This is a genomic window from Leptospira wolbachii serovar Codice str. CDC (assembly GCF_000332515.2).
GTDB lineage: Bacteria > Spirochaetota > Leptospiria > Leptospirales > Leptospiraceae > Leptospira_A > Leptospira_A wolbachii.
Map to the genome: position 1 here is coordinate 657,359 of NZ_AOGZ02000014.1, position 17,912 is coordinate 675,270.

Here is a 17,912-nt window from a genome sequence, read left to right on the forward strand (position 1 = left end):
TTGTGACAGTTGGAACCTTGTATTTGATAGAATAAAACTATGTGGTCAAACCTGATTCTATTACACTCAAATGATCCCATCAAGACTTTAGACGACGCTGGTCTAGAGGTTTGGCAAACATGCCAAAGAACCATTGCATTTGGGGATCGTCGTTTGTTTCCCATTACAGAAGAGGAACGATTTTACAAAGGTCACGAAGTGTTCCATGGTTTTGAAGCCTATCGATTTCTGCTCGAAGTTGTTTCCGGTTTACGATCCAAATTATTTGGCGAATCAGAAATCCAAGCTCAGTTCCGAGATCGTTTCCGAGAAGAAAGGGTGACTGACTCTAATTTTGCTCTCTCTCTCTTAAGATTGCGGGACCAAATTTTAGAACACACAAAACAAATTCGCTCTAAATACTTAACAGGAATCGGAAGGCAAACTTACGGAAGTGTTGCCGATTCTTATTTACAAAAACATAAGACGGTGACTCTACTCGGAACAGGGAAACTCGCTACTTCCATTCTTCCTTATCTTGTTTCAAAAGAAAAGGAAGTTCGTCTCATTGGACGAAACCAAACAAAAATGGCCGAATTACAAAAGGCGTTCTCAATCACAACTCATCACTGGGAAGATTACAAACCGAGTACCGAAGCCATTGTTATTGCTTCTAGTTTTTTGCCATTTAACTGGGAATCAATGATTGGAAGTTCATCATTGATTTTGGATTTTCGTGAAACTGCTTTTAGCGAATCCAAATATACAAATTATATTCCCTTATCGAAAATTCTCAATGATCTGCAAGAAACCGACGAACAAATCCAATCGGTGAAAATGGACTTACAATTCTTTCTTACGGAGCTTACTCGGGAGAGGGAGGAAGAACAGATACATATTATGAATGGATGGGAAGATTTACTTGTCTGAACTTATCAAAGTTGGAGGAAGGTCCTCCCTACTCTCTCGTATTCAAATTTTTTCTGTAATCAAAGCACTCCAGGAGAAAAACAATACAAAAGAATTTCTACCAGTGTTTCGTGAATCCGCCGGTGACAAAGATTTAAAAACTCCGCTATGGCAGTTTGCTGGCCAAGGAATTTTTACCAAAGATCTACAAGAAGACTTACTAAAATCAAAAATTGATATTGTCATCCATTCCTGGAAAGATATGGACTTAAGAGAACGAAACGAAACTACCCTAATACCAATCTTACCACGGGAAGATGTTCGGGATGTTCTATTATTTAAACGAAATAAATGGATCTCTGCACCAACAGACATTACAATTCTTACCTCTTCACCGAGAAGAGAACATCACATTCGCGATTTCATAAAATCCTATTTTCCAACTCCTATCAATTCATTTGAAGTTAAAATTGAATCTGTAAGAGGGAATATCCAAACGAGACTGCGAAAGTATTTGGATCATGAAAATGGTGGTATCTTAGTCGCAAAAGCTGCTTTAGATCGGATTCTTGGTTTTGATGATGATGAAAACAAGATCCCAGAACTAAAGGAAGTCAAACAACTTATCAGAGAAACGATAAACCTCTCCTTGTTTATGGTGATGCCATCATCAATCTTTCCGAGTGCACCGGCACAAGGAGCTCTCTGCGCAGAGATTAGAAAAGAAGATAAACATCTCGAATCGCTACTGAGAGAAATCTCTGATGTGAATGCTGAACTCACTGCAAACGAAGAAAGAAAAATATTATCCAAGTACGGTGGTGGCTGCCATCAAAAAATCGGAGTTTCCGTTTTAACAAGAGGTTATGGAAAAATAACATTCGTTAGAGGAGAAACAGAAGACGGGAAAACTCTATTTTCCAAAGAATTATCAGACACTCCAAATCTAAAGTTCGATCGAAGCGAAGTTTGGCCACCAAACGCTAAAATGGCGGCAAGGCAAAGAGAACGGCTTACCTATTCTATTCCCAAAGATGTGGATGTATTTGTCTCCCGTGGTTATGCCTTTCCTTTGGACTTATCGGTTAATCCAACAAACCAAATTCTTTGGTCAGCGGGTCTCTCTACCTGGAAAGACCTCGCACTCAGAGGATTTTGGGTAAATGGAACCTGTGATGGATTAGGTGAAAGTGAACCTCCGATGATCGATTTGCTTTTGGGGCGGAAAACAAATTTCGTCAAACTCACGCATGTAGATTCGGACAAAATTAATAGTATTTATCCAGTCATCCCGACATACTTTGTATCGGCACCAGAAATCCCAGTTCCCTTTGATACTTCTAAAATCAAGGTAGCTTACTGGAGAAGCGGTTCCGAGTTTGATATCGTCACAAAACGATTTCCCGAATTATTAAAGGTCATTCACTTTGTAGGCCCAGGTTCCACATTTAAAAAAATCAAACAAACGATAGGTGATGAAGGTGCCGCAACGCGAGTTTTTGTATCATTATCTTTTGATTCTTGGGTAGAAAGGTATATAAAACCATGAAAAAACAAACACTTCGACTACGTTCCAACCAATATTTAAGAAACTTAGGGGAAACAGGATCACTTAACGTAAATAAGATGATCCAACCCCTTTTCCTTGCAGAAGGCATCGATGAAAAAGAACCGATCAAAGGTTTACCTGGAGTTTTTCGTGATACCGATAAATCAATTTTCCAACAAATTGAATCTGATCTAAAAGCCGGTGTCTCTCAGTTTTTATTGTTTATGGTTCCTAAAGACAAATCGGATACAGGTTTTCCAAAAAACTTTTACCACACCAATATTAGCGCGATCAAGAAAGAATTCCCGAACATGTTCCTATGGCTTGATACTTGTATTTGTTCTGTGACAACCACTGGCCATTGTTGCCACTTCCATAAATCAGGAACCATAGATCTAGAACTAACACTCAAACGATTGTCTGATCTTGCACTCATTTATGCTGATGCTGGAGCTGACGGTATTGCTCCGAGTGATATGATGGATGGACGCGTTGGATCTCACAGAAAAATATTAGATGCTAACGAACATACCATGGTGCCAATCATGAGTTATTCGACAAAATTCAAAAGTAACTTTTATGGACCTTTTCGTGGTGCCGCAGATTCTTCCCCGCAGTTTGGAGATAGAAGTGGATACCAACTAGATGTGCGTGATCGAGATACAGCCATCCACACATCCATTCGTGATAAAGAAGAAGGTGCCGACTTACTTATGGTCAAACCAGGAATGACTGCCATTGATCTCATTGGTCCTATCAAAGAAAAAACAGGACTCCCTACTGGGGCTTATCAAGTGAGTGGCGAGTATGCAAGTCTTGTATACTTAGCCAAAGAAGGTTTTTTAAATTTTGAGGACGGATTAAAAGAAACCTGGGATGTCTTTAGGAGAGCTGGTTCGTCCTATTTAATTACTTATGGTGCGAGGATAGCACAAAGGTTGTATTCATGAATTCAGAAGAATTATTTCTTCGTTCGAAACAAGTGGTTCCAGGGGGAGTACATAGCCCTGTTCGTTCCTTTGCTTCTGTGGGAGGCACACCCGTTTTCTTTAGTGAAGCCAATGGCGCCTATTTAAAGTCAGTCGAAGGAAAAGAATATATCGATTATTGTCTAAGTTTCGGACCACTCCTTTTTGGACATAGACATCCGGAAATCCAAGAAGTGGTAGAAGATACAGTAAAAAAGGCATGGTCTTTTGGAGCCTGTGAGCCGTATTCCTTAGAACTTGCCGAGTTTATCACAAGCCGCATTCCTTGGGCCGAAAAAATTCGTTTTGTCAACTCAGGAACGGAAGCTGTGATGAGTGCCCTTCGCGTGGCAAGAGCAGCTACTGGCAGGAGCAAAATTTTAAAATTTGACGGTTGTTACCATGGCCATTTAGACCAACTACTCGTAAAAGCTGGCTCTGGCCTTGCTGGATTAAGTTCCAGTGATAGCAAAGGGATTGGCCCTGAAATCATCCAGAATACCCTCGTACTACCGTTAGACGATGAAAAAACTTTAGAAGAATTGTTCCAAACACAAGGAAAGGAAATTGCTTGCCTAATCATTGAACCAATTCCAGCAAATTACGGACTCCTTCCCCAAAGAATTGAATTTTTAAAGAAGTGCAGAGAACTCACAACTAAATACGGCGTATTACTCTTGTTTGATGAAGTGATCTCTGGTTTCCGAGTTTCGTTCCAAGGGATGGCAGGTCTTACTGGAATTGTTCCGGACTTAGTGTGTTATGGAAAAATCATCGGCGGTGGTTTTCCTGTCGGCGCCTATGCAGGTAAAAAAGAACTTATGGATTTAGTGGCACCAAGTGGCCCTGTTTACCAAGCGGGAACTTTATCGGCAAATCCGATCGGTATGCGGGCTGGCCTCAAAACCTTAACCAAAGCGTGGAATGAAAATCCTTATCCAGAATTGGAATCCAAAACCAAACAACTCACCTCTGGGATTTTAAAACTTCTAGGCGAATCTGGTGATTCCAATTGGGAAGCCGTTACTTACGGAAGTCTCTTTTGGCTCAAAGGGAAAACGAAGGATCCCATTCGAACGATAGCGGGTATTCCCGGTGATCACAAAACAAGGTTTGCTACATTCTTCCATAAACTTCTAAACCAGGGAGTGTATTTAGCACCTAGCGGGTATGAGGTTGGATTTTTATCCACTGCGCATAGCGATGAAATTATAGAAGCAACATTAAATAAAACCAAAAAGGCATTACAGGAAGTAAAATGATCACCACTCAATTTAGAAATGAAAGATTTGCAAATGCCTTAAATTTAGTTCCGCAAGACCTTCCACCCATTTGGTTTATGCGCCAAGCGGGACGTTACCACTCACATTACCGTAAACTAAAAGAAACTTATAGTTTTATGGAGTTATGCAAACAACCGGAACTTGCAGCAGAAGTTGCTCTTGGACCTGTTCGGGAATTTGGATTTGATGTAAGTATCTTGTTCTCCGACCTTCTTTTTCCTTTAGAAGCACTGGGTATGGGTTTGACTTATGATCCAGGTCCTAAACTTTCCTTTTCTTTGACTTCAGAAAATGATTTATTACGTTTAAAATCACCCGAGGAAGCCATCGAAGGACTGAAGTTTCAAAAAGAAGCCGTCTTACGAACAAGAGAAGTATTACCCAAAGATGTTTCCTTAATCGGCTTTGTGGGTGGCCCATTTACTTTAATGACTTATGCAAGTATTGGAAAACATGACGGAAACTTATCATTTATCAAAACCAACCAAAACTTTGTAGATAAATTCTATTCCCTACTTGTACCACTTCTTAAAGAAAATATCGAATCACAATTGCAAGGTGGTGCAGAAGTAGTTATGATTTTTGACACCGCAGCAGGAATGTTAGATCCTTACAACTTCCAACGTTATGTGACAGGACCAATTTCAGAATTTGCCAAACTATTCCCAAAACAAATCGGATATTACGCTAAAAATTCCACAGAAGAACAAGTCAGACAAATCCATGAGATTCCGAATTTAGCAGGTTTCGGTGTGGATCATCGATTTTCGATCAAACAAACACTAAAAGATTTTGCTGGGAAAGGTTTTATCCAAGGAAATTTTGATCAGGAGCTCCTATTTGCGGAAACCTCAATTCTCAAACAAAAGATTAACGAATATCTTTTACCAATCAAAGACTTAGATCCAGAAGAAAGAAAAGGTTGGGTGGCTGGCCTTGGCCATGGAGTTCTCCAATTCACACCAGAAAGTTCGGTCCACCTACTCATTGATGAAACAAGAAAGGTATTTGGCAAATGAAGCACCTACTTGAAAAATACGATACACCCGCACCGAGATATACTAGTTACCCTACCGTTCCGTATTGGACAGATTCCCCGACACTGGAAGAATGTATCCAATCTCTGGAAACACACCTATCCCCCAAAGAATCAAAACTAGCTTTATACCTACACATACCCTTTTGTGAAACACTTTGTACTTTTTGTGGATGTAACACTTCAATTACCAAAAATCATACAGTGGAAGAACCCTATGTAGCGGCTCTTAAAAATGAATTACAACTATATACAGAAAAAGTAACAAGTCTTAACGGGAAAAATTTAAGCGAACTTCATTTAGGTGGAGGGAGTCCCACATATTTATCAGACTATCATCTACAGTCTACGATTGAGTTTATTCTAAACAAACTAAATCCCACAGAGGATCCGCAGTATTCCATTGAAGTTGACCCAAGAAGGACAAGAGTCTCTCAACTGAAACTATTACAAAAACTAGGATTCCGTAGAATTAGTCTTGGGGTTCAAGATTTTGATCCCGAGGTACAACGACTCGTCAACCGCATCCAACCTTTTGAACTTACAGAAAATATTACTTTGGAAGCAAGGGCTTTAGGTTTTGATTCCATCAATTTTGATCTTATTTACGGACTTCCCAAACAAACTTTGGATTCCATGAAATATTCCATCGAAAGAACATTAGAACTTAAACCAGATAGAATTGCCTTTTATTCTTATGCCCATGTACCTTGGATCAAAGCATCCCAAAGATTATTCACAGAAAAAGATCTTCCCGAGGCGACCATAAAACGAGACTTATACGAAATCGGAAGGACTTTATTAGAAAAGGAAGGTTATAGGGAAATTGGAATGGATCATTTTGCCCTTCCTCATGACAAACTATGGAAAGCTTTTAACACAAATAAACTACATAGAAATTTTATGGGTTATAGTGAATCCAAAACAGATGTTATGTTAGGACTTGGATCTTCATCGATTTCAGAAACTCCCGATCTTTTTTTCCAAAACCAAAAACTAGAAATGAAATATCGTAAGTCCATACTGGATGGAATCATTCCCATCCTTCGTGGGCACAAACTCACAAAGTCTGATCAAATTAGAAAACAATTGATTTTAGATTTGATGACTTCTTGGAAGGTAGATGTTCCCTCTGAGATGAAATCTCATGTATTTAACTTCTTGCAAGAAATGGAATCAGACCACCTCGTCCAATGGCAAGGCGATACACTCACTGTCACGGAAGCAGGAAAACCTTTTTTACGAATTGTAGCTATGGCTTTTGATGAGAAATTGCAGCTTAGCCAGCCAACAAAACCTGTATTTTCAAAAGCAATATGAGTGAACAAGTTCATATCATAGGAGGAGGAATTACAGGATTGTTTCTCGCCTACCACCATACAAAACGAGGGGACTCTGTAACCCTTTATGAATTGTCAGATAGATTAGGTGGTTTGATTGGAACAAAAACCGTAGAAGAAGGTTTGGTAGAACTTGCAGCAAATGGAGTATTACTCACAGATTCAATGAAATCTATGTTAGATGACATTGGGCTGGTTCCACTTTATCCCAATAAGGCATCTAAAAGACGCTATTTTTGGATCCATCAAAAACTTTCAAGACTCCCCATTTCTATTTTTACTGGGTTAAGACTACTCTATACAGTTGGTTTTAAAAAGTTAAAGTTTAATGAAGAACAAAACTTTGAAACTTGGGCAGGCCAAATGTTTGGAATCTCTGTCACAAAAAACATTATGGAACCAGCCATAGGTGGAGTGTATGGAACAAGACTCGACTCACTCCAAGCCGAATCTATTTTTTCTAAATGGGATGGTTCGGGAAAGAGTACGATCCTAAAAGAAGTAAAAAAGAACAAAGAAAAAACCTACGGAACTGTTTCCTTTCCCAAGGGAATGGAAGATTTAGTATCGCATCTGATTGCGTATTTAAAACCAAAAATTCAAATTAAAACTCAATTCCAATCTGAAAGTTTGGAGGATATCTTAAAGTGGGAAGGGAAAATCAGAGTTTGTATGTCCTTGAAAAATCTACTCCCACTTCTCGGCAATCAAATCAAAAAAGAAGAATCTCCTAATTTACTTTCCATCACAACGATCACAAGATTTGGAAAGATTCACCTAACAAAGAAACCTTGTTTTGGAATTCTTTTTGGAAAAAACGAAGGAATCCATGCTCTTGGTGTTTTATCCAATTCAGATATTTTCCCAGATAGAGCCAATGGAGGTCTTCATTCAGAAACTTGGATTTATCCAAGTGCAGCAAAAACAGACGAAACCATTTCTTGGGAATCCATTTTAGAGAAGGATAGAAATCAAATTACAAAAAAAACAGATACTCCAAAAGCAGTGTATGTCACTTCTTGGAAGGGGGCTTTTCCCGCTTACGATAGAAAATTATTTTTATTCAACAAACGATTGGATGATTTGGAATCGGGCTGGATTGCCAAAGGAAAAAACATTCGATTTTTTGGAAACTATCGCAAAGGAATAGGCCTTCGGTCTCTATTTGAATCGACAAGTAGGGAGTGACTCACCACCCATTTCCTTACAAGTACAATGACGGATTATAGAATCTGTCTTTAATACTTTCTCTGCCAAAAACTCCAGAAACGGAAGATAGATTCCAAATGCAGGAATCCGAGTAAAAGATTTTGCACCCGATTCTAAAGCAAGATCCTTAAACTGTTCTCCTATTTCTTCTAAAGTTTCCAAATGATCACTCACAAAACTAATTGGGTAAACTGCGATTTGTTTTCCCTCTTTGGAAAGGGACTCAATCATCTGTAAAGAACTTGGCTCAGTCCACTTTGCCGGTCCCACTTTACTCTGGTACGATATATGTGTTTGTCCACGAAATCCATACGATCGAAGTTGTTCCGTAATTCCTTCTACAGAAGATTCAATTTCCTGCATATACCGATCACCCTTATGAATGAGGCGCATGGGAACACCGTGAGCAGAAAAAACCAAATCCAAATCCTTCCAGTCTCCATCGAATTTTCCTTTGGGAAAATGCAAAAAATCCTCTGCCTTTAGATCTCCACTAAAGAATTCGGAAATAAACCTAGCGGTGATTTGGTGAAAGATTGGATCGGCGGCAAAACTGGGAACATACCCACCACTTCCCACAGGACATTCATGAAACTTTTTTTCTAAATGACTGAGTGTAGATAAGACAGTAGATCTTGAATACTGAGGGTATAACGGCAGATAGACTGTGTCTGGACCTGGTTTTTCAAATTTTGGATCTCTGATATGAGGAAATCCACAGGTCATCGCCACTTTCACCGTCCAATTGATATCTGTCTTTTGGTTCAGTATTTGCTCTAGTGTTCTGGCTTGTTTTTCTGTTTCAGAAACCAATGGGGAGCCACCGCCAAATCCCATAGACTCATAGATTTTTTTTACTTTAGGAGTTCGTTTCTTCGCGATAAAACGGGCAAGAGGTAGGCGTAAAAATTCAGGCAGAGGCAAATCAAAAACAAATGGATCAGTAAACAAATCAGTCAAAAAAACTTCAATTTCCTCTGTGGTTCTTGGACCACCCAAATTGACAAGGATGAGAGTTTTCTTTTGTTTATAGTTCATAAGTAATGTAGTCACAATGCGGATAACGGGAACAAAAATAAATGGTTTTTCCTTTTTTCCCTAGTTTGGTTTTCACCACACCCTCCTTACACACCGGACAAATGTTTTGACCTTTTAGACTAGGGGAGAAAGAAACAAAAGGTTCTTTTTCTTTTCGGTTAGAGGCAGATTTCTTTAGCGATGATTCATTAGTTCCTGCTTCCATTTCTTTTGTACTAGGGGTGTTAGCAGTTTGATTCGTTTTTTTTCTAGGACTTCGTAAGATACGAATTAGACTTTCATAAAAAACTTGGATGAGAGCGACTCGTGATTCTTTTTTGTCTGTAACTTGGTCTAATTTTTCTTCCAAATCTTTTGTAAAAGACTCACCGATCATATCGTCAAAGTTCAGAAAAAGATATTCATTCACTTTCATACCAAGAGCCGTAGGACCTATGGACTTGTGGTATTCTACAATGTATTTCCGAGTTTTTAAAGTCTCGATGATACTTCCGTACGTAGATGGCCGACCTACACCCGTATCTTCCATCTTTTGGACAAGTTTTCCTTGGGTGTAACGAACGGGAGGTTCGGTTTGTTTTTCCTCTACAGAATAGGACTCATAGATAAAACGATCCCCCAATTTCCAATCCAATCGTTTTTGTGGCTTTTTCTTTTCTGCCTTGGCAAAAGCTTTAAACCCAGGATCTGTAATGAATTCATTTTTATAGATGAAGGTATGTTTATTTTTCTGAAATTCATAAACAGTTTCTTCACCTAACTCTGGCTTCATCAAAGAAACTAAAAAACGCTCCCAGATTAAGGAATAAAGTTTTCTCTCATCGGGCGATAAATAGGATGCAATCGAATCGGGACTGAAATTTGGATTTGCGGGAATGACTGCCTCATGTGCATCTTGAGAATATTTTTTTTGTTTTTTAGGTGTAAAACTGCTAACTGAAACTAAACTAGGAAAATGTTTTTTTAAATACTCTTCACCTAATACCCGTTTTGAATCGGAAATTCTGGTACTGTCAGTACGCATATAGGTGATAAGGCCTACCCTTTCTCCTGAACCGATGCGTTTACCCTCAAATAACATTTGAGCCAATTTCATTGTTTTTTTGGAATCAAAACCTAAAACACGAAAGCTCGTTTCCTGCAAACTAGCGGTGGAAAATGCAAGAGGTGGATTTCTTTTGATATTTTTCTTTTTAATTTGGGATAATAATATTTCTTTTAACCTGGTTGGTTCCGGTAGGATTTCTATTTCCGAAATTAGATTTTGTATGGATTTAGAATCCAATTTATCCTTTGTTTGGTGGTCTAAAACAACGGGTTCGTTGGATACAGATCCCTTTAACTTCAATTGGTAAAATATTTCTTTGGAGAAATTTTGAATTTCTTTTTCCCTTTCGCAAATCCAATGTAAGACGGTGGATTGAACCCGACCCGCCGATAAAGAAGAGATTCTTAATTGTTTCCACAAATCAGGGGAAACTTCGAAACCAAAAATACGATCCACCACTCTTCGTGCGATCTGTGATTCAATTTCTGCGAGATCTAATCCAGACTTTAGTTGGATCTGGCGACTCACTTCCTCTTTAGATATTTCTTTCAATCGAAGTCGAAAAATTGGTTTTTTTAGTTTAATTAACTCGTCATAGCAATGTTTGGCGATAATTTCCCCTTCACGATCGGGGTCACTGGCAATGTAAATAATTGAGGCTAATTTGGCTTTGGTTTTGATGGCGGAAAAAACTGTTTTTTTTCCTTTTAGCCATTCATATTCGGGTTCAAATTGATTCTGAATATCCACCCCATAAGATTTGGGAGGAAGGTCTTTGATATGACCTTTGGTCGCAACAACAACCCAGTCCTTATCTAAATAGGATGCGATTGTTGTTGCTTTTGTCGGTGATTCGACTATTAGGAGTTTGGTGATCTTAAAAACCTATTAAACGAATAAACCTTCCACAGATAGGTATCTCTCTCCTGTGTCATAACAGAAGGTAAGAACTTTGGAACCTGCGGGAATTTCTTTTAGTTTTTTTGCAACAGCAGCAAGGCTTGCTCCCGAAGAAGTTCCAATAAAGATTCCTTCTTTTTTGGCAGCAAGGACAGCCATCGTGAAGGCTTCATCTTTACCTACAGTGATGATTCCATCCAAAAGTTCCGTTTTACAATTCTTAGGAATAAAACCAGCACCAATTCCTTGGAGTGGGTGTGGACCTGGTTTTCCACCGCTAAGCACTGGGGAACCTTCTGGCTCTACAGCAAATACTTTGAGTTTAGGAAATCTTTTTTTGAGGTTTTCAGCACAACCAGTGATGTGACCACCTGTACCTACTCCCGTAATGATGTAGTCGAGACCTTCTGGAAAATCTTTTGCAATTTCTTCTGCAGTTTTTTCTCTATGAACGGCGATGTTTGCTTCGTTTTCGAACTGTTGAGGCATCCATGCATTCGGATTGGCAGCAACAATCTCTTGAGCTTTGGCAATGGCTCCAGGCATTCCTTTTTCTCTAGGAGTGAGTTCAAACTTTGCACCATAAGCTGCCATAATCCTTCTTCTTTCTACTGACATATGTTCTGGCATAACAAGAGTGATGGCATACCCTTTAACAGCTGCTACCATAGCAAGACCAATACCAGTGTTACCAGAAGTAGGTTCTACGATAAAAGAATCTTTTTTTAATTTTCCTGACTTCTCTGCTTCTTCAATCATCGCAAGAGCAATCCGATCTTTGATGGATCCACCAGGGTTTTGTCTTTCGAGTTTCATATAAACTTCATGGTCGGTTCCAAAAAGTCGTGACAGTCTAACGTGAGGTGTATTTCCGATGGCTTCTAGAATGCTATTTATTTTCATAATTTCTCCACTCTGTCACATTTTAGAAGAAAAAGCGGATTTGTCCACAATGAAAATAAAGAATTCTCAAGGTGTATGAAAAGAAATGAGAAATTGGTAATCAGATTTCATTTGTTTTAAAACTTTAGAATCACTTTCAGTCTGAATCACCTTTTCTAAGTAAGGTGCCGAAATTCGGAAGTTCAATCTGCGGAGTGCATCCGATGCCTTGGCCCGGACTTGCGGATCTTTATCTACCAGTGATTCTAAAACAGCCTTATAATTTTGGTTAGGCAATCGTTCCAGTCCTACCACAGCAGCCAGAATAGAAATTTTCGCATAAGGAACTGTCTCTTTGCTAAGCGCTTCAGACAAATTGGAAACTGCCTCTTTTTTTCCAGAAAGATAAAGTGCATCGGCGGCAGAACTTCTGAGGTAAAAATTAGAACTCAACAGTGCTGATTTGATGGTGGACTCCGATTCCGATGTTAGCGGTAAGGATCCTAAAGTCCGCAAAATTTCTCCGCAAGTTAGAGTGATGGGAATCTCCGCCTCCTCATAAAAGTAGGGACTAGAAACGGAAGTGCTGTCAGCAACACCATCTTTCCAAGTGCGCACTTTCAGCGGATTGTGTTCGGAAATATTGGCGGATTCTTTTTGGTAAGTTTTGATTAAATGAGGAACTGCGAGTTTGTCTCCTTTGATCCCCAAGGCCTTTGCTGCATAAAACTTAACGGCCGGTGCATTTGCAGGACTCGTAGGAAAATTTGGGGAGCCTTCCATAGCGGAAATGATGTCGCGGATTCCTTGACTTGAATTAACAAATGTAAGCTGGTCAATCGCATCCCGAATTTCGGATACATTAGATGAGGATAGTCGTGTGCGTTGGATCTCGAAAAAACGTTCGCTACTCTCTGCCAAAAGAGCCCATGGTAAGAGTACATAAAAAAGCCAAACAAATCTTCGAATCATTCTAAACTACCTCTAATTAGAGGACGGGAAAACTAGGTGATTTCTATTAATTTTCTTTTAGTTTTTCTGCGACTTCTTTTAATTTTTCGGAAAGATCACCGAGAGTGGCTTTATCTTCTTCCAGAATAGATTGGCTAAATTTTTCCAAATCCCTTTGGATTTGTTCCTTTTTCTCGCTGGCTCTCGAAGCCATTTTACGAAGCAGGTCTTCTCGGTAGTGGCTAAAATCTGCTTCCTTCAGTTCCCCTAGTTCCACCATGGAAGTCACAATTTTTTCCAATCGTTCGGAAGTGAGGTAGTTGGCACCTATTCCTCCAAGAATCAATCGTTCGAAAAGTCCAGAAACATCCCGACCCGTTTCTCTGATGAGAGAGGTTAACATAAAGTTAGAAAAATCTTCGTTTCTTTGTCCTAAACTTACCTTAAGAAAGGTCTGTCCCAAAATTTTAGGAGTGATGTCTTCTCCTGTCATATTGTCTTGGACTTTGATTTCTTCTCCCCCGATGATCATCTTAGCCACATCTTCTAACGTGATTGTGGAACTAGTTTCTGGATCATAGAGTCTGCGGTTTGCGTATCGCTTAAGGAGCTTCATCGGAGATGCTTTTTAAAATGACTTTCAAGCCTAGGGGGTCAACTAAAATACAATCGTAATGGACTCTCTATTCGGTGCTGTTTTGACACAACTTCCGGACCTTGAAAAAAACCTGCTGGTATCATGGTTACAAGTGCAAGGATTCGTCGTAAAAGAATGTACGCAGAAAACTTGGAAAGACCATCCCGATTCCATTCGTATTTTTTCCAAACCAACGCCAGAGATTGCAAAAGAATTACTTGATTGGAGCATCGAACCAATATTATGCGGTAATTTCACAAAAGAAGAAAAGGAAATTTATAAAAACATAGGTGTCTCGCTACTTTGGGAAAAACCATACACAGAAATCCATACTTTGCCATGTAAAACCTTACCTATGTCAAAATTAACTTGGGTTGTTTACACAAAAGACCAAACACTTGACAAACACCTGTCAGTTTTTTTAAAATCGATGGGGCAAACTGTATTTACTGAAGGGAGTATAGAGTTTCTTTACAAACGAATCCAAACAGGGCCCTGTCATTTTCTTATTTTAGATTGGGATGTAATGGATCCAAGAACCGTAATTCCCGAACTTTCCAAACTAAAAAGAGAAAAACAGTTTTTATCCATTGGAATCAAAGACTTTATGAAGGAACACCTTTATAGGGATTTAAAAACAGGAATTGGAACCATCTCAGAAGTACTTGTTTCTAAATCTGATTTTTGGGATGTGTTACTCCACTCTTTCCCTCTTAGCGAGGAATCGAAAGAACGCAGTGATTGGAAGGAAATCTCAAATTCTGTTTCCAAACTCAGTTTTACTTTCCAAGAAAAACAAATTCCGATAGCAATGCAGCTAGTTGAAACAACGGTTTTAAAGAAAACACCGGTCTTCCCACAAATTCAAAATCTCTTAGATCTTTATAATTGGTTTTTATGATCACTCTCAATTCATTCAAAAAGTAACATATCATCGCTAGAAAGTTCACCAGCCCCACGATTCGGGAAAGCCTGTTCAAAAAAAAGTGCGGCTAACAAATCGAAGTCTTCATCCTCTGCTCGATTTTCTAATTCCCAAAGTTCATTTCTGCGTTTGATGAGTAGAGATACAGTGGCATCTTCCAAGGCAAATTCAATCTTCAACCGGTTCAAGGTGCGGATGAAAAAATTTAAATTATAAATTACGTAATCTCTGAAGTAAGTAAGACCTGCGATCGTTGGTTCATATTTCAAAAGTGCTTCTGTCAAATAACAGGCTGTTTTTAAATCTTCTGTTGCCCCTGTTTCTTTATACGCTTTAAAAATATGGTGAACGGTTTCATGCATGGATATTGTGGAATGGTATGAGTCTTCAATGAGTCTGATCGCTTCTGGATGTGATTCCATGTAGGCAAATACATCGACAATTTCACGATTGGCCGCAGCACGTTTTCTTTCGGCATCACTCGGATCATTGGTGATTGTTGGATCCACAAGTAGGATAAAAAGATATTTGGTTTCGAATGCAAACCGGGATTCTTTAGGAATATAGTATTCGATCCAGATGGGTTCTTTGTAGTAATCTATAGATTCTTGGAAGCTGAGTTCCGGCGTAACTTTGAGGGATTTGAGTTTTTTTACATCATCAGTGATGACTTTTTTTCCTTCCACCCGAGTTTTACTGCGTTTGATTTGTCGCAGTTCCGACTTATTTAAAAGCGGCTTGGGTTTGAAGGAAGAATCCATGTTATATCATCGACAGTTTAGAAAAAGCGCAAAAGAAAAGAACGTAACCAAAATCCAATGGGGCTTAAGATTCCCGTATCAGAAAACACAACCCTTCCCTCTTCATTCAAAAAAACCGTTGTAGGGTAAGCTGTGATTCGCCATTCCTTCAAAATTCGGTAATCGGCCGAATAGATGGGATGTTTGGCATCTGGGGTGAGTTTTGTCAGAACTTCTTTCGTTTCCTCTGAATCTTCTGCTTCCAAAACAGAAAGGAAGATGGTGGATTTTGGCAATAACTTTAAGTTCGCCTCTAAAATGGGAGCATAGGCTTTGCAGACCGTACACCAAGTGGCCCAGAAATACACCACCTTGGGATGGCCCTTCCAGGAATTAGCTTCGGTCGGTGTAGTGGCCAAAATTTCAATGGGAACCCCTGGACGAGTGTCCCTTCCCTTAAAATAGGCAAAACAAAGGGTGGTCGAAAAAAAGAAAACAAAGGCGGAGACCACCTTCCATCCGTACGGTAACTGCTTCCAAATTTTCATAGTCTTTATTGTAAGACTGGTGGTTGGCCGGATATGTTCCCAAACATCAAAAATAAGATGAGGAGTAACCAGATAAATCCAGAAGTGAGGACACTTACATCCGTGAGGATGGCTTTTGTGGGGTTATGACCCATATTCTTGATATAGATGATGTAAAGAGAGCGAAAGATGGCGTAGACTACAATCGGAACCGTATACACCATATAAGGAGTTCCCAAACTTTTTGCGGTCTCTGGACTCACCGCATACATCACATAACTAACAAGAGTTAGAGTAGCTACAACTCCCATCATCAAATCCAAAAATTCAATGGAATACTCTTCTAAAATTTTTCTATGTTTACCTGCATCGGTTTTTAAAATATTGATCTCTCCTCTGCGTTTGGAAAATCCCCAAAAGAGTGCCAACATAAAGGTACAAAGTAATAACCAATGAGAGAACTCTACTCCAATGACAACGGCACCCGCAATGGCGCGTAATACAAATCCAATAGAAATACTCATTACATCCAGAATCACAATATGTTTCAAAACCTTACTGTACAACATATTAAAAAGAAGGTAAAAGATGGTAAGGTAAAAGAAAATTGGCGACAATTTATATGCACCAATCAGGGCCACCGGCAAAATCACACCAGTGATTGCCAAAGCAATTCCCGAATCCAACTCCCCACTCGCAAGAGGTCTATGTTTTTTTTCGGGATGTTTTGCGTCTTCTTTTTGATCCAAAAAATCATTAAAGACATATTGGCAACTAGCAACGAGAGAAAAACAAAGGAAAGCCAAACAAACTTTTGTTAATGAAGGAAGTTCGAAGATTTTTTTAGAAAAAATCAATCCGGCAAACAGGATGATATTTTTCACCCACTGAGGAACTCGCATTAACTTAAGATATAGTTTGATCATTTTTTCTTCACTTTATGAGCTTCAATGAATTTCATTTTTAATTTGATAGTTTTCGCATCTTTGAGTGTTGGAAATACCAAATGGATTTGAGGGTTCGAGCCCGTTGTAATCATTTCCACAAGTTCACCTGGCGTTTGTTTACCGGCTGTTTTGATATCTATAATTTTCAAAAAATCTTGATAGTCTTCGGGCAATAAACTTGGACTCACCATTATCTTTTTAGTGTAAATTTCTTTTCCTTTAGTATCAAAAATTGAAATTTGATCCAATACAAAACGAATTCCTCTTTGTTCTAGTGGATCAATGCGAAGACCACCAAACGTTGACATAGATTTTGTTAATTCCCATTCATATTCGACCCAATTCCCTGTGTCTTTTTTCAAAACAGGTTTTGTTACCATCATAGAATCAGAAGTTTCTGGTTTTTCTCTACTGATGAATGTATAGAGTTTGATGGACTGGTCTTTCATCACTGGAAATTTATATTGGAAATAAGCGATTCCTGCGATAATGCTGAAAACTACGGCGCTAACCAACCCAATTCGAAATTTTCTCAAAAATCGAAAATGGTCTAAATTGGTTACATAACGTGTTCTAAATTCTTTTTTTGATTCCAAGGATAAAAACTCAAAAGTTTCAATGGCTGAAGACAAAAGGTCATCCATTTCCTTCCAGCTGAGTTCGGAAAGTTTCCCCAAAGACTCTAAGAATCGAAATTGTTTTATTTTTTTATTTGATTCGGGAAGAACAAAACCTTGGAGATTTCCACCAAAAGGAATTTCTTTTTGGTTGGTTCTTAACAATTGAAAGTTTACCAAATCATAAACCAAGTAACGAAATAGAAGTTTTGCATCTTCCAATTTGTCGTTGGACAATAGAATCTCTAGGGATTCCAATCGGGATTCCAATGAAGACAAAACTTTTTTTTGAGTCTCTTTTTGTTTCTCAAATATCAGCTCCTCTGCAGTTAGAACCGGGGCCTTCCAAAACGAAAAAAATAGATCTCGAATATGTAATTTCACAAATACCAAGTCTTCCCTATCCTCAAAATACTAAAACTGATTT

General features: G+C 38.9%; 17 protein-coding genes. 8 read left to right on the top strand and 9 right to left on the bottom strand.

From position 1 onward, the window contains the following. The first annotated feature begins 39 nt into the window (after nt 1-39). Genes LEP1GSC195_RS08575 through LEP1GSC195_RS08605 form a run of 7 tightly spaced genes read left to right on the top strand, consistent with a single transcriptional unit; the run spans nt 40 to nt 8,252 of the window. Nucleotides 40-909, top strand: a complete 870-nt coding sequence (locus LEP1GSC195_RS08575) for an NAD(P)-binding domain-containing protein (RefSeq protein WP_015681591.1) — start codon at nt 40-42, stop codon at nt 907-909. Further along, nucleotides 902-2,437, top strand: a complete 1,536-nt coding sequence (gene hemC / locus LEP1GSC195_RS08580; RefSeq protein ID WP_015680835.1) for a hydroxymethylbilane synthase — start codon at nt 902-904, stop codon at nt 2,435-2,437. Before LEP1GSC195_RS08575 ends, hemC begins: the two co-directional genes overlap by 8 nt. After that, nucleotides 2,434-3,387 carry a porphobilinogen synthase gene (gene hemB / locus LEP1GSC195_RS08585; RefSeq protein ID WP_015682372.1) on the top strand — a complete coding sequence of 318 codons (954 nt, stop codon included), beginning with the start codon at nt 2,434-2,436 and terminating at the stop codon, nt 3,385-3,387. Before hemC ends, hemB begins: the two co-directional genes overlap by 4 nt. Further along, a complete protein-coding gene (hemL, locus tag LEP1GSC195_RS08590; RefSeq protein WP_015680663.1) occupies nt 3,384-4,667 on the top strand; it encodes a glutamate-1-semialdehyde 2,1-aminomutase in 1,284 nt (427 codons plus the stop codon). Before hemB ends, hemL begins: the two co-directional genes overlap by 4 nt. Further along, nucleotides 4,664-5,707, top strand: coding sequence for a uroporphyrinogen decarboxylase family protein (locus LEP1GSC195_RS08595; RefSeq protein WP_015680876.1), 1,044 nt, complete (start codon nt 4,664-4,666; stop codon nt 5,705-5,707). Before hemL ends, LEP1GSC195_RS08595 begins: the two co-directional genes overlap by 4 nt. Continuing rightward, nucleotides 5,704-7,044, top strand: coding sequence for an oxygen-independent coproporphyrinogen III oxidase (hemN, locus tag LEP1GSC195_RS08600; RefSeq protein WP_015682575.1), 1,341 nt, complete (start codon nt 5,704-5,706; stop codon nt 7,042-7,044). Before LEP1GSC195_RS08595 ends, hemN begins: the two co-directional genes overlap by 4 nt. Then, complete coding sequence (locus LEP1GSC195_RS08605) at nt 7,041-8,252, top strand: protoporphyrinogen/coproporphyrinogen oxidase (RefSeq protein WP_040506587.1); 1,212 nt, start codon at nt 7,041-7,043, stop codon at nt 8,250-8,252. The genes hemN and LEP1GSC195_RS08605 overlap by 4 nt, the downstream gene beginning before the upstream one ends. On the opposite strand, the gene hemH is transcribed toward LEP1GSC195_RS08605, so the two are convergent. The 5 genes from hemH to LEP1GSC195_RS08630 all read right to left on the bottom strand — a co-directional run bounded on the left by hemH (nt 8,226) and on the right by LEP1GSC195_RS08630 (nt 13,708). Continuing rightward, nucleotides 8,226-9,311, bottom strand: a complete 1,086-nt coding sequence (gene hemH / locus LEP1GSC195_RS08610; protein WP_015682209.1) for a ferrochelatase — start codon at nt 9,309-9,311, stop codon at nt 8,226-8,228. The genes LEP1GSC195_RS08605 and hemH overlap by 27 nt on opposite strands. After that, a complete protein-coding gene (gene topA / locus LEP1GSC195_RS08615; RefSeq protein ID WP_051122361.1) occupies nt 9,301-11,190 on the bottom strand; it encodes a type I DNA topoisomerase in 1,890 nt (629 codons plus the stop codon). The genes hemH and topA overlap by 11 nt, the downstream gene beginning before the upstream one ends. A gap of 57 nt (nt 11,191-11,247) precedes the next feature. Further along, nucleotides 11,248-12,162, bottom strand: a complete 915-nt coding sequence (gene cysK / locus LEP1GSC195_RS08620) for a cysteine synthase A (RefSeq protein ID WP_015680755.1) — start codon at nt 12,160-12,162, stop codon at nt 11,248-11,250. 66 nt (nt 12,163-12,228) lie between these two features. Next, nucleotides 12,229-13,113 carry a HEAT repeat domain-containing protein gene (locus LEP1GSC195_RS08625; RefSeq protein WP_015682274.1) on the bottom strand — a complete coding sequence of 295 codons (885 nt, stop codon included), beginning with the start codon at nt 13,111-13,113 and terminating at the stop codon, nt 12,229-12,231. Nucleotides 13,114-13,159: 46 nt separating this feature from the next. After that, on the bottom strand, nt 13,160-13,708 hold the full coding sequence (locus LEP1GSC195_RS08630; protein ID WP_039926971.1) for a polyhydroxyalkanoate synthesis regulator DNA-binding domain-containing protein: 549 nt from the start codon (nt 13,706-13,708) through the stop codon (nt 13,160-13,162). A gap of 58 nt (nt 13,709-13,766) precedes the next feature. On the opposite strand from LEP1GSC195_RS08630, the gene LEP1GSC195_RS08635 reads away from it, so the two are divergent. Then, nucleotides 13,767-14,630 carry a hypothetical protein gene (locus LEP1GSC195_RS08635; protein WP_015681274.1) on the top strand — a complete coding sequence of 288 codons (864 nt, stop codon included), beginning with the start codon at nt 13,767-13,769 and terminating at the stop codon, nt 14,628-14,630. A gap of 11 nt (nt 14,631-14,641) precedes the next feature. Here LEP1GSC195_RS08635 and LEP1GSC195_RS08640 read toward each other — a convergent pair whose 3' ends face one another. The 4 genes from LEP1GSC195_RS08640 to LEP1GSC195_RS08655 are packed head-to-tail and all read right to left on the bottom strand — an operon-like array spanning nt 14,642 to nt 17,878. Then, on the bottom strand, nt 14,642-15,415 hold the full coding sequence (locus tag LEP1GSC195_RS08640; protein WP_015682060.1) for a hypothetical protein: 774 nt from the start codon (nt 15,413-15,415) through the stop codon (nt 14,642-14,644). Nucleotides 15,416-15,432: 17 nt separating this feature from the next. Continuing rightward, nucleotides 15,433-15,942, bottom strand: coding sequence for a TlpA family protein disulfide reductase (locus LEP1GSC195_RS08645; RefSeq protein WP_015682610.1), 510 nt, complete (start codon nt 15,940-15,942; stop codon nt 15,433-15,435). A gap of 5 nt (nt 15,943-15,947) precedes the next feature. After that, a complete protein-coding gene (locus LEP1GSC195_RS08650) occupies nt 15,948-16,847 on the bottom strand; it encodes a decaprenyl-phosphate phosphoribosyltransferase (protein ID WP_015681052.1) in 900 nt (299 codons plus the stop codon). Continuing rightward, nucleotides 16,844-17,878 carry a hypothetical protein gene (locus LEP1GSC195_RS08655; protein ID WP_015681714.1) on the bottom strand — a complete coding sequence of 345 codons (1,035 nt, stop codon included), beginning with the start codon at nt 17,876-17,878 and terminating at the stop codon, nt 16,844-16,846. Before LEP1GSC195_RS08655 ends, LEP1GSC195_RS08650 begins: the two co-directional genes overlap by 4 nt. Between the last annotated feature and the right edge of the window lie 34 nt (nt 17,879-17,912).

Coding starts and splice junctions, on each gene's coding strand:
- LEP1GSC195_RS08640 (WP_015682060.1), bottom strand. CDS start 15,415: ATGGATTCTTCCTTCAAACCCAAGCCGCTTTTAAATAAGTCGGAACTG.
- LEP1GSC195_RS08645 (WP_015682610.1), bottom strand. CDS start 15,942: ATGAAAATTTGGAAGCAGTTACCGTACGGATGGAAGGTGGTCTCCGCC.
- hemL (WP_015680663.1), top strand. CDS start 3,384: ATGAATTCAGAAGAATTATTTCTTCGTTCGAAACAAGTGGTTCCAGGG.
- hemH (WP_015682209.1), bottom strand. CDS start 9,311: ATGAACTATAAACAAAAGAAAACTCTCATCCTTGTCAATTTGGGTGGT.
- LEP1GSC195_RS08575 (WP_015681591.1), top strand. CDS start 40: ATGTGGTCAAACCTGATTCTATTACACTCAAATGATCCCATCAAGACT.
- LEP1GSC195_RS08650 (WP_015681052.1), bottom strand. CDS start 16,847: ATGATCAAACTATATCTTAAGTTAATGCGAGTTCCTCAGTGGGTGAAA.
- LEP1GSC195_RS08595 (WP_015680876.1), top strand. CDS start 4,664: ATGATCACCACTCAATTTAGAAATGAAAGATTTGCAAATGCCTTAAAT.
- cysK (WP_015680755.1), bottom strand. CDS start 12,162: ATGAAAATAAATAGCATTCTAGAAGCCATCGGAAATACACCTCACGTT.
- LEP1GSC195_RS08605 (WP_040506587.1), top strand. CDS start 7,041: ATGAGTGAACAAGTTCATATCATAGGAGGAGGAATTACAGGATTGTTT.
- hemN (WP_015682575.1), top strand. CDS start 5,704: ATGAAGCACCTACTTGAAAAATACGATACACCCGCACCGAGATATACT.
- LEP1GSC195_RS08635 (WP_015681274.1), top strand. CDS start 13,767: ATGGACTCTCTATTCGGTGCTGTTTTGACACAACTTCCGGACCTTGAA.
- hemB (WP_015682372.1), top strand. CDS start 2,434: ATGAAAAAACAAACACTTCGACTACGTTCCAACCAATATTTAAGAAAC.
- LEP1GSC195_RS08625 (WP_015682274.1), bottom strand. CDS start 13,113: ATGATTCGAAGATTTGTTTGGCTTTTTTATGTACTCTTACCATGGGCT.
- LEP1GSC195_RS08630 (WP_039926971.1), bottom strand. CDS start 13,708: ATGAAGCTCCTTAAGCGATACGCAAACCGCAGACTCTATGATCCAGAA.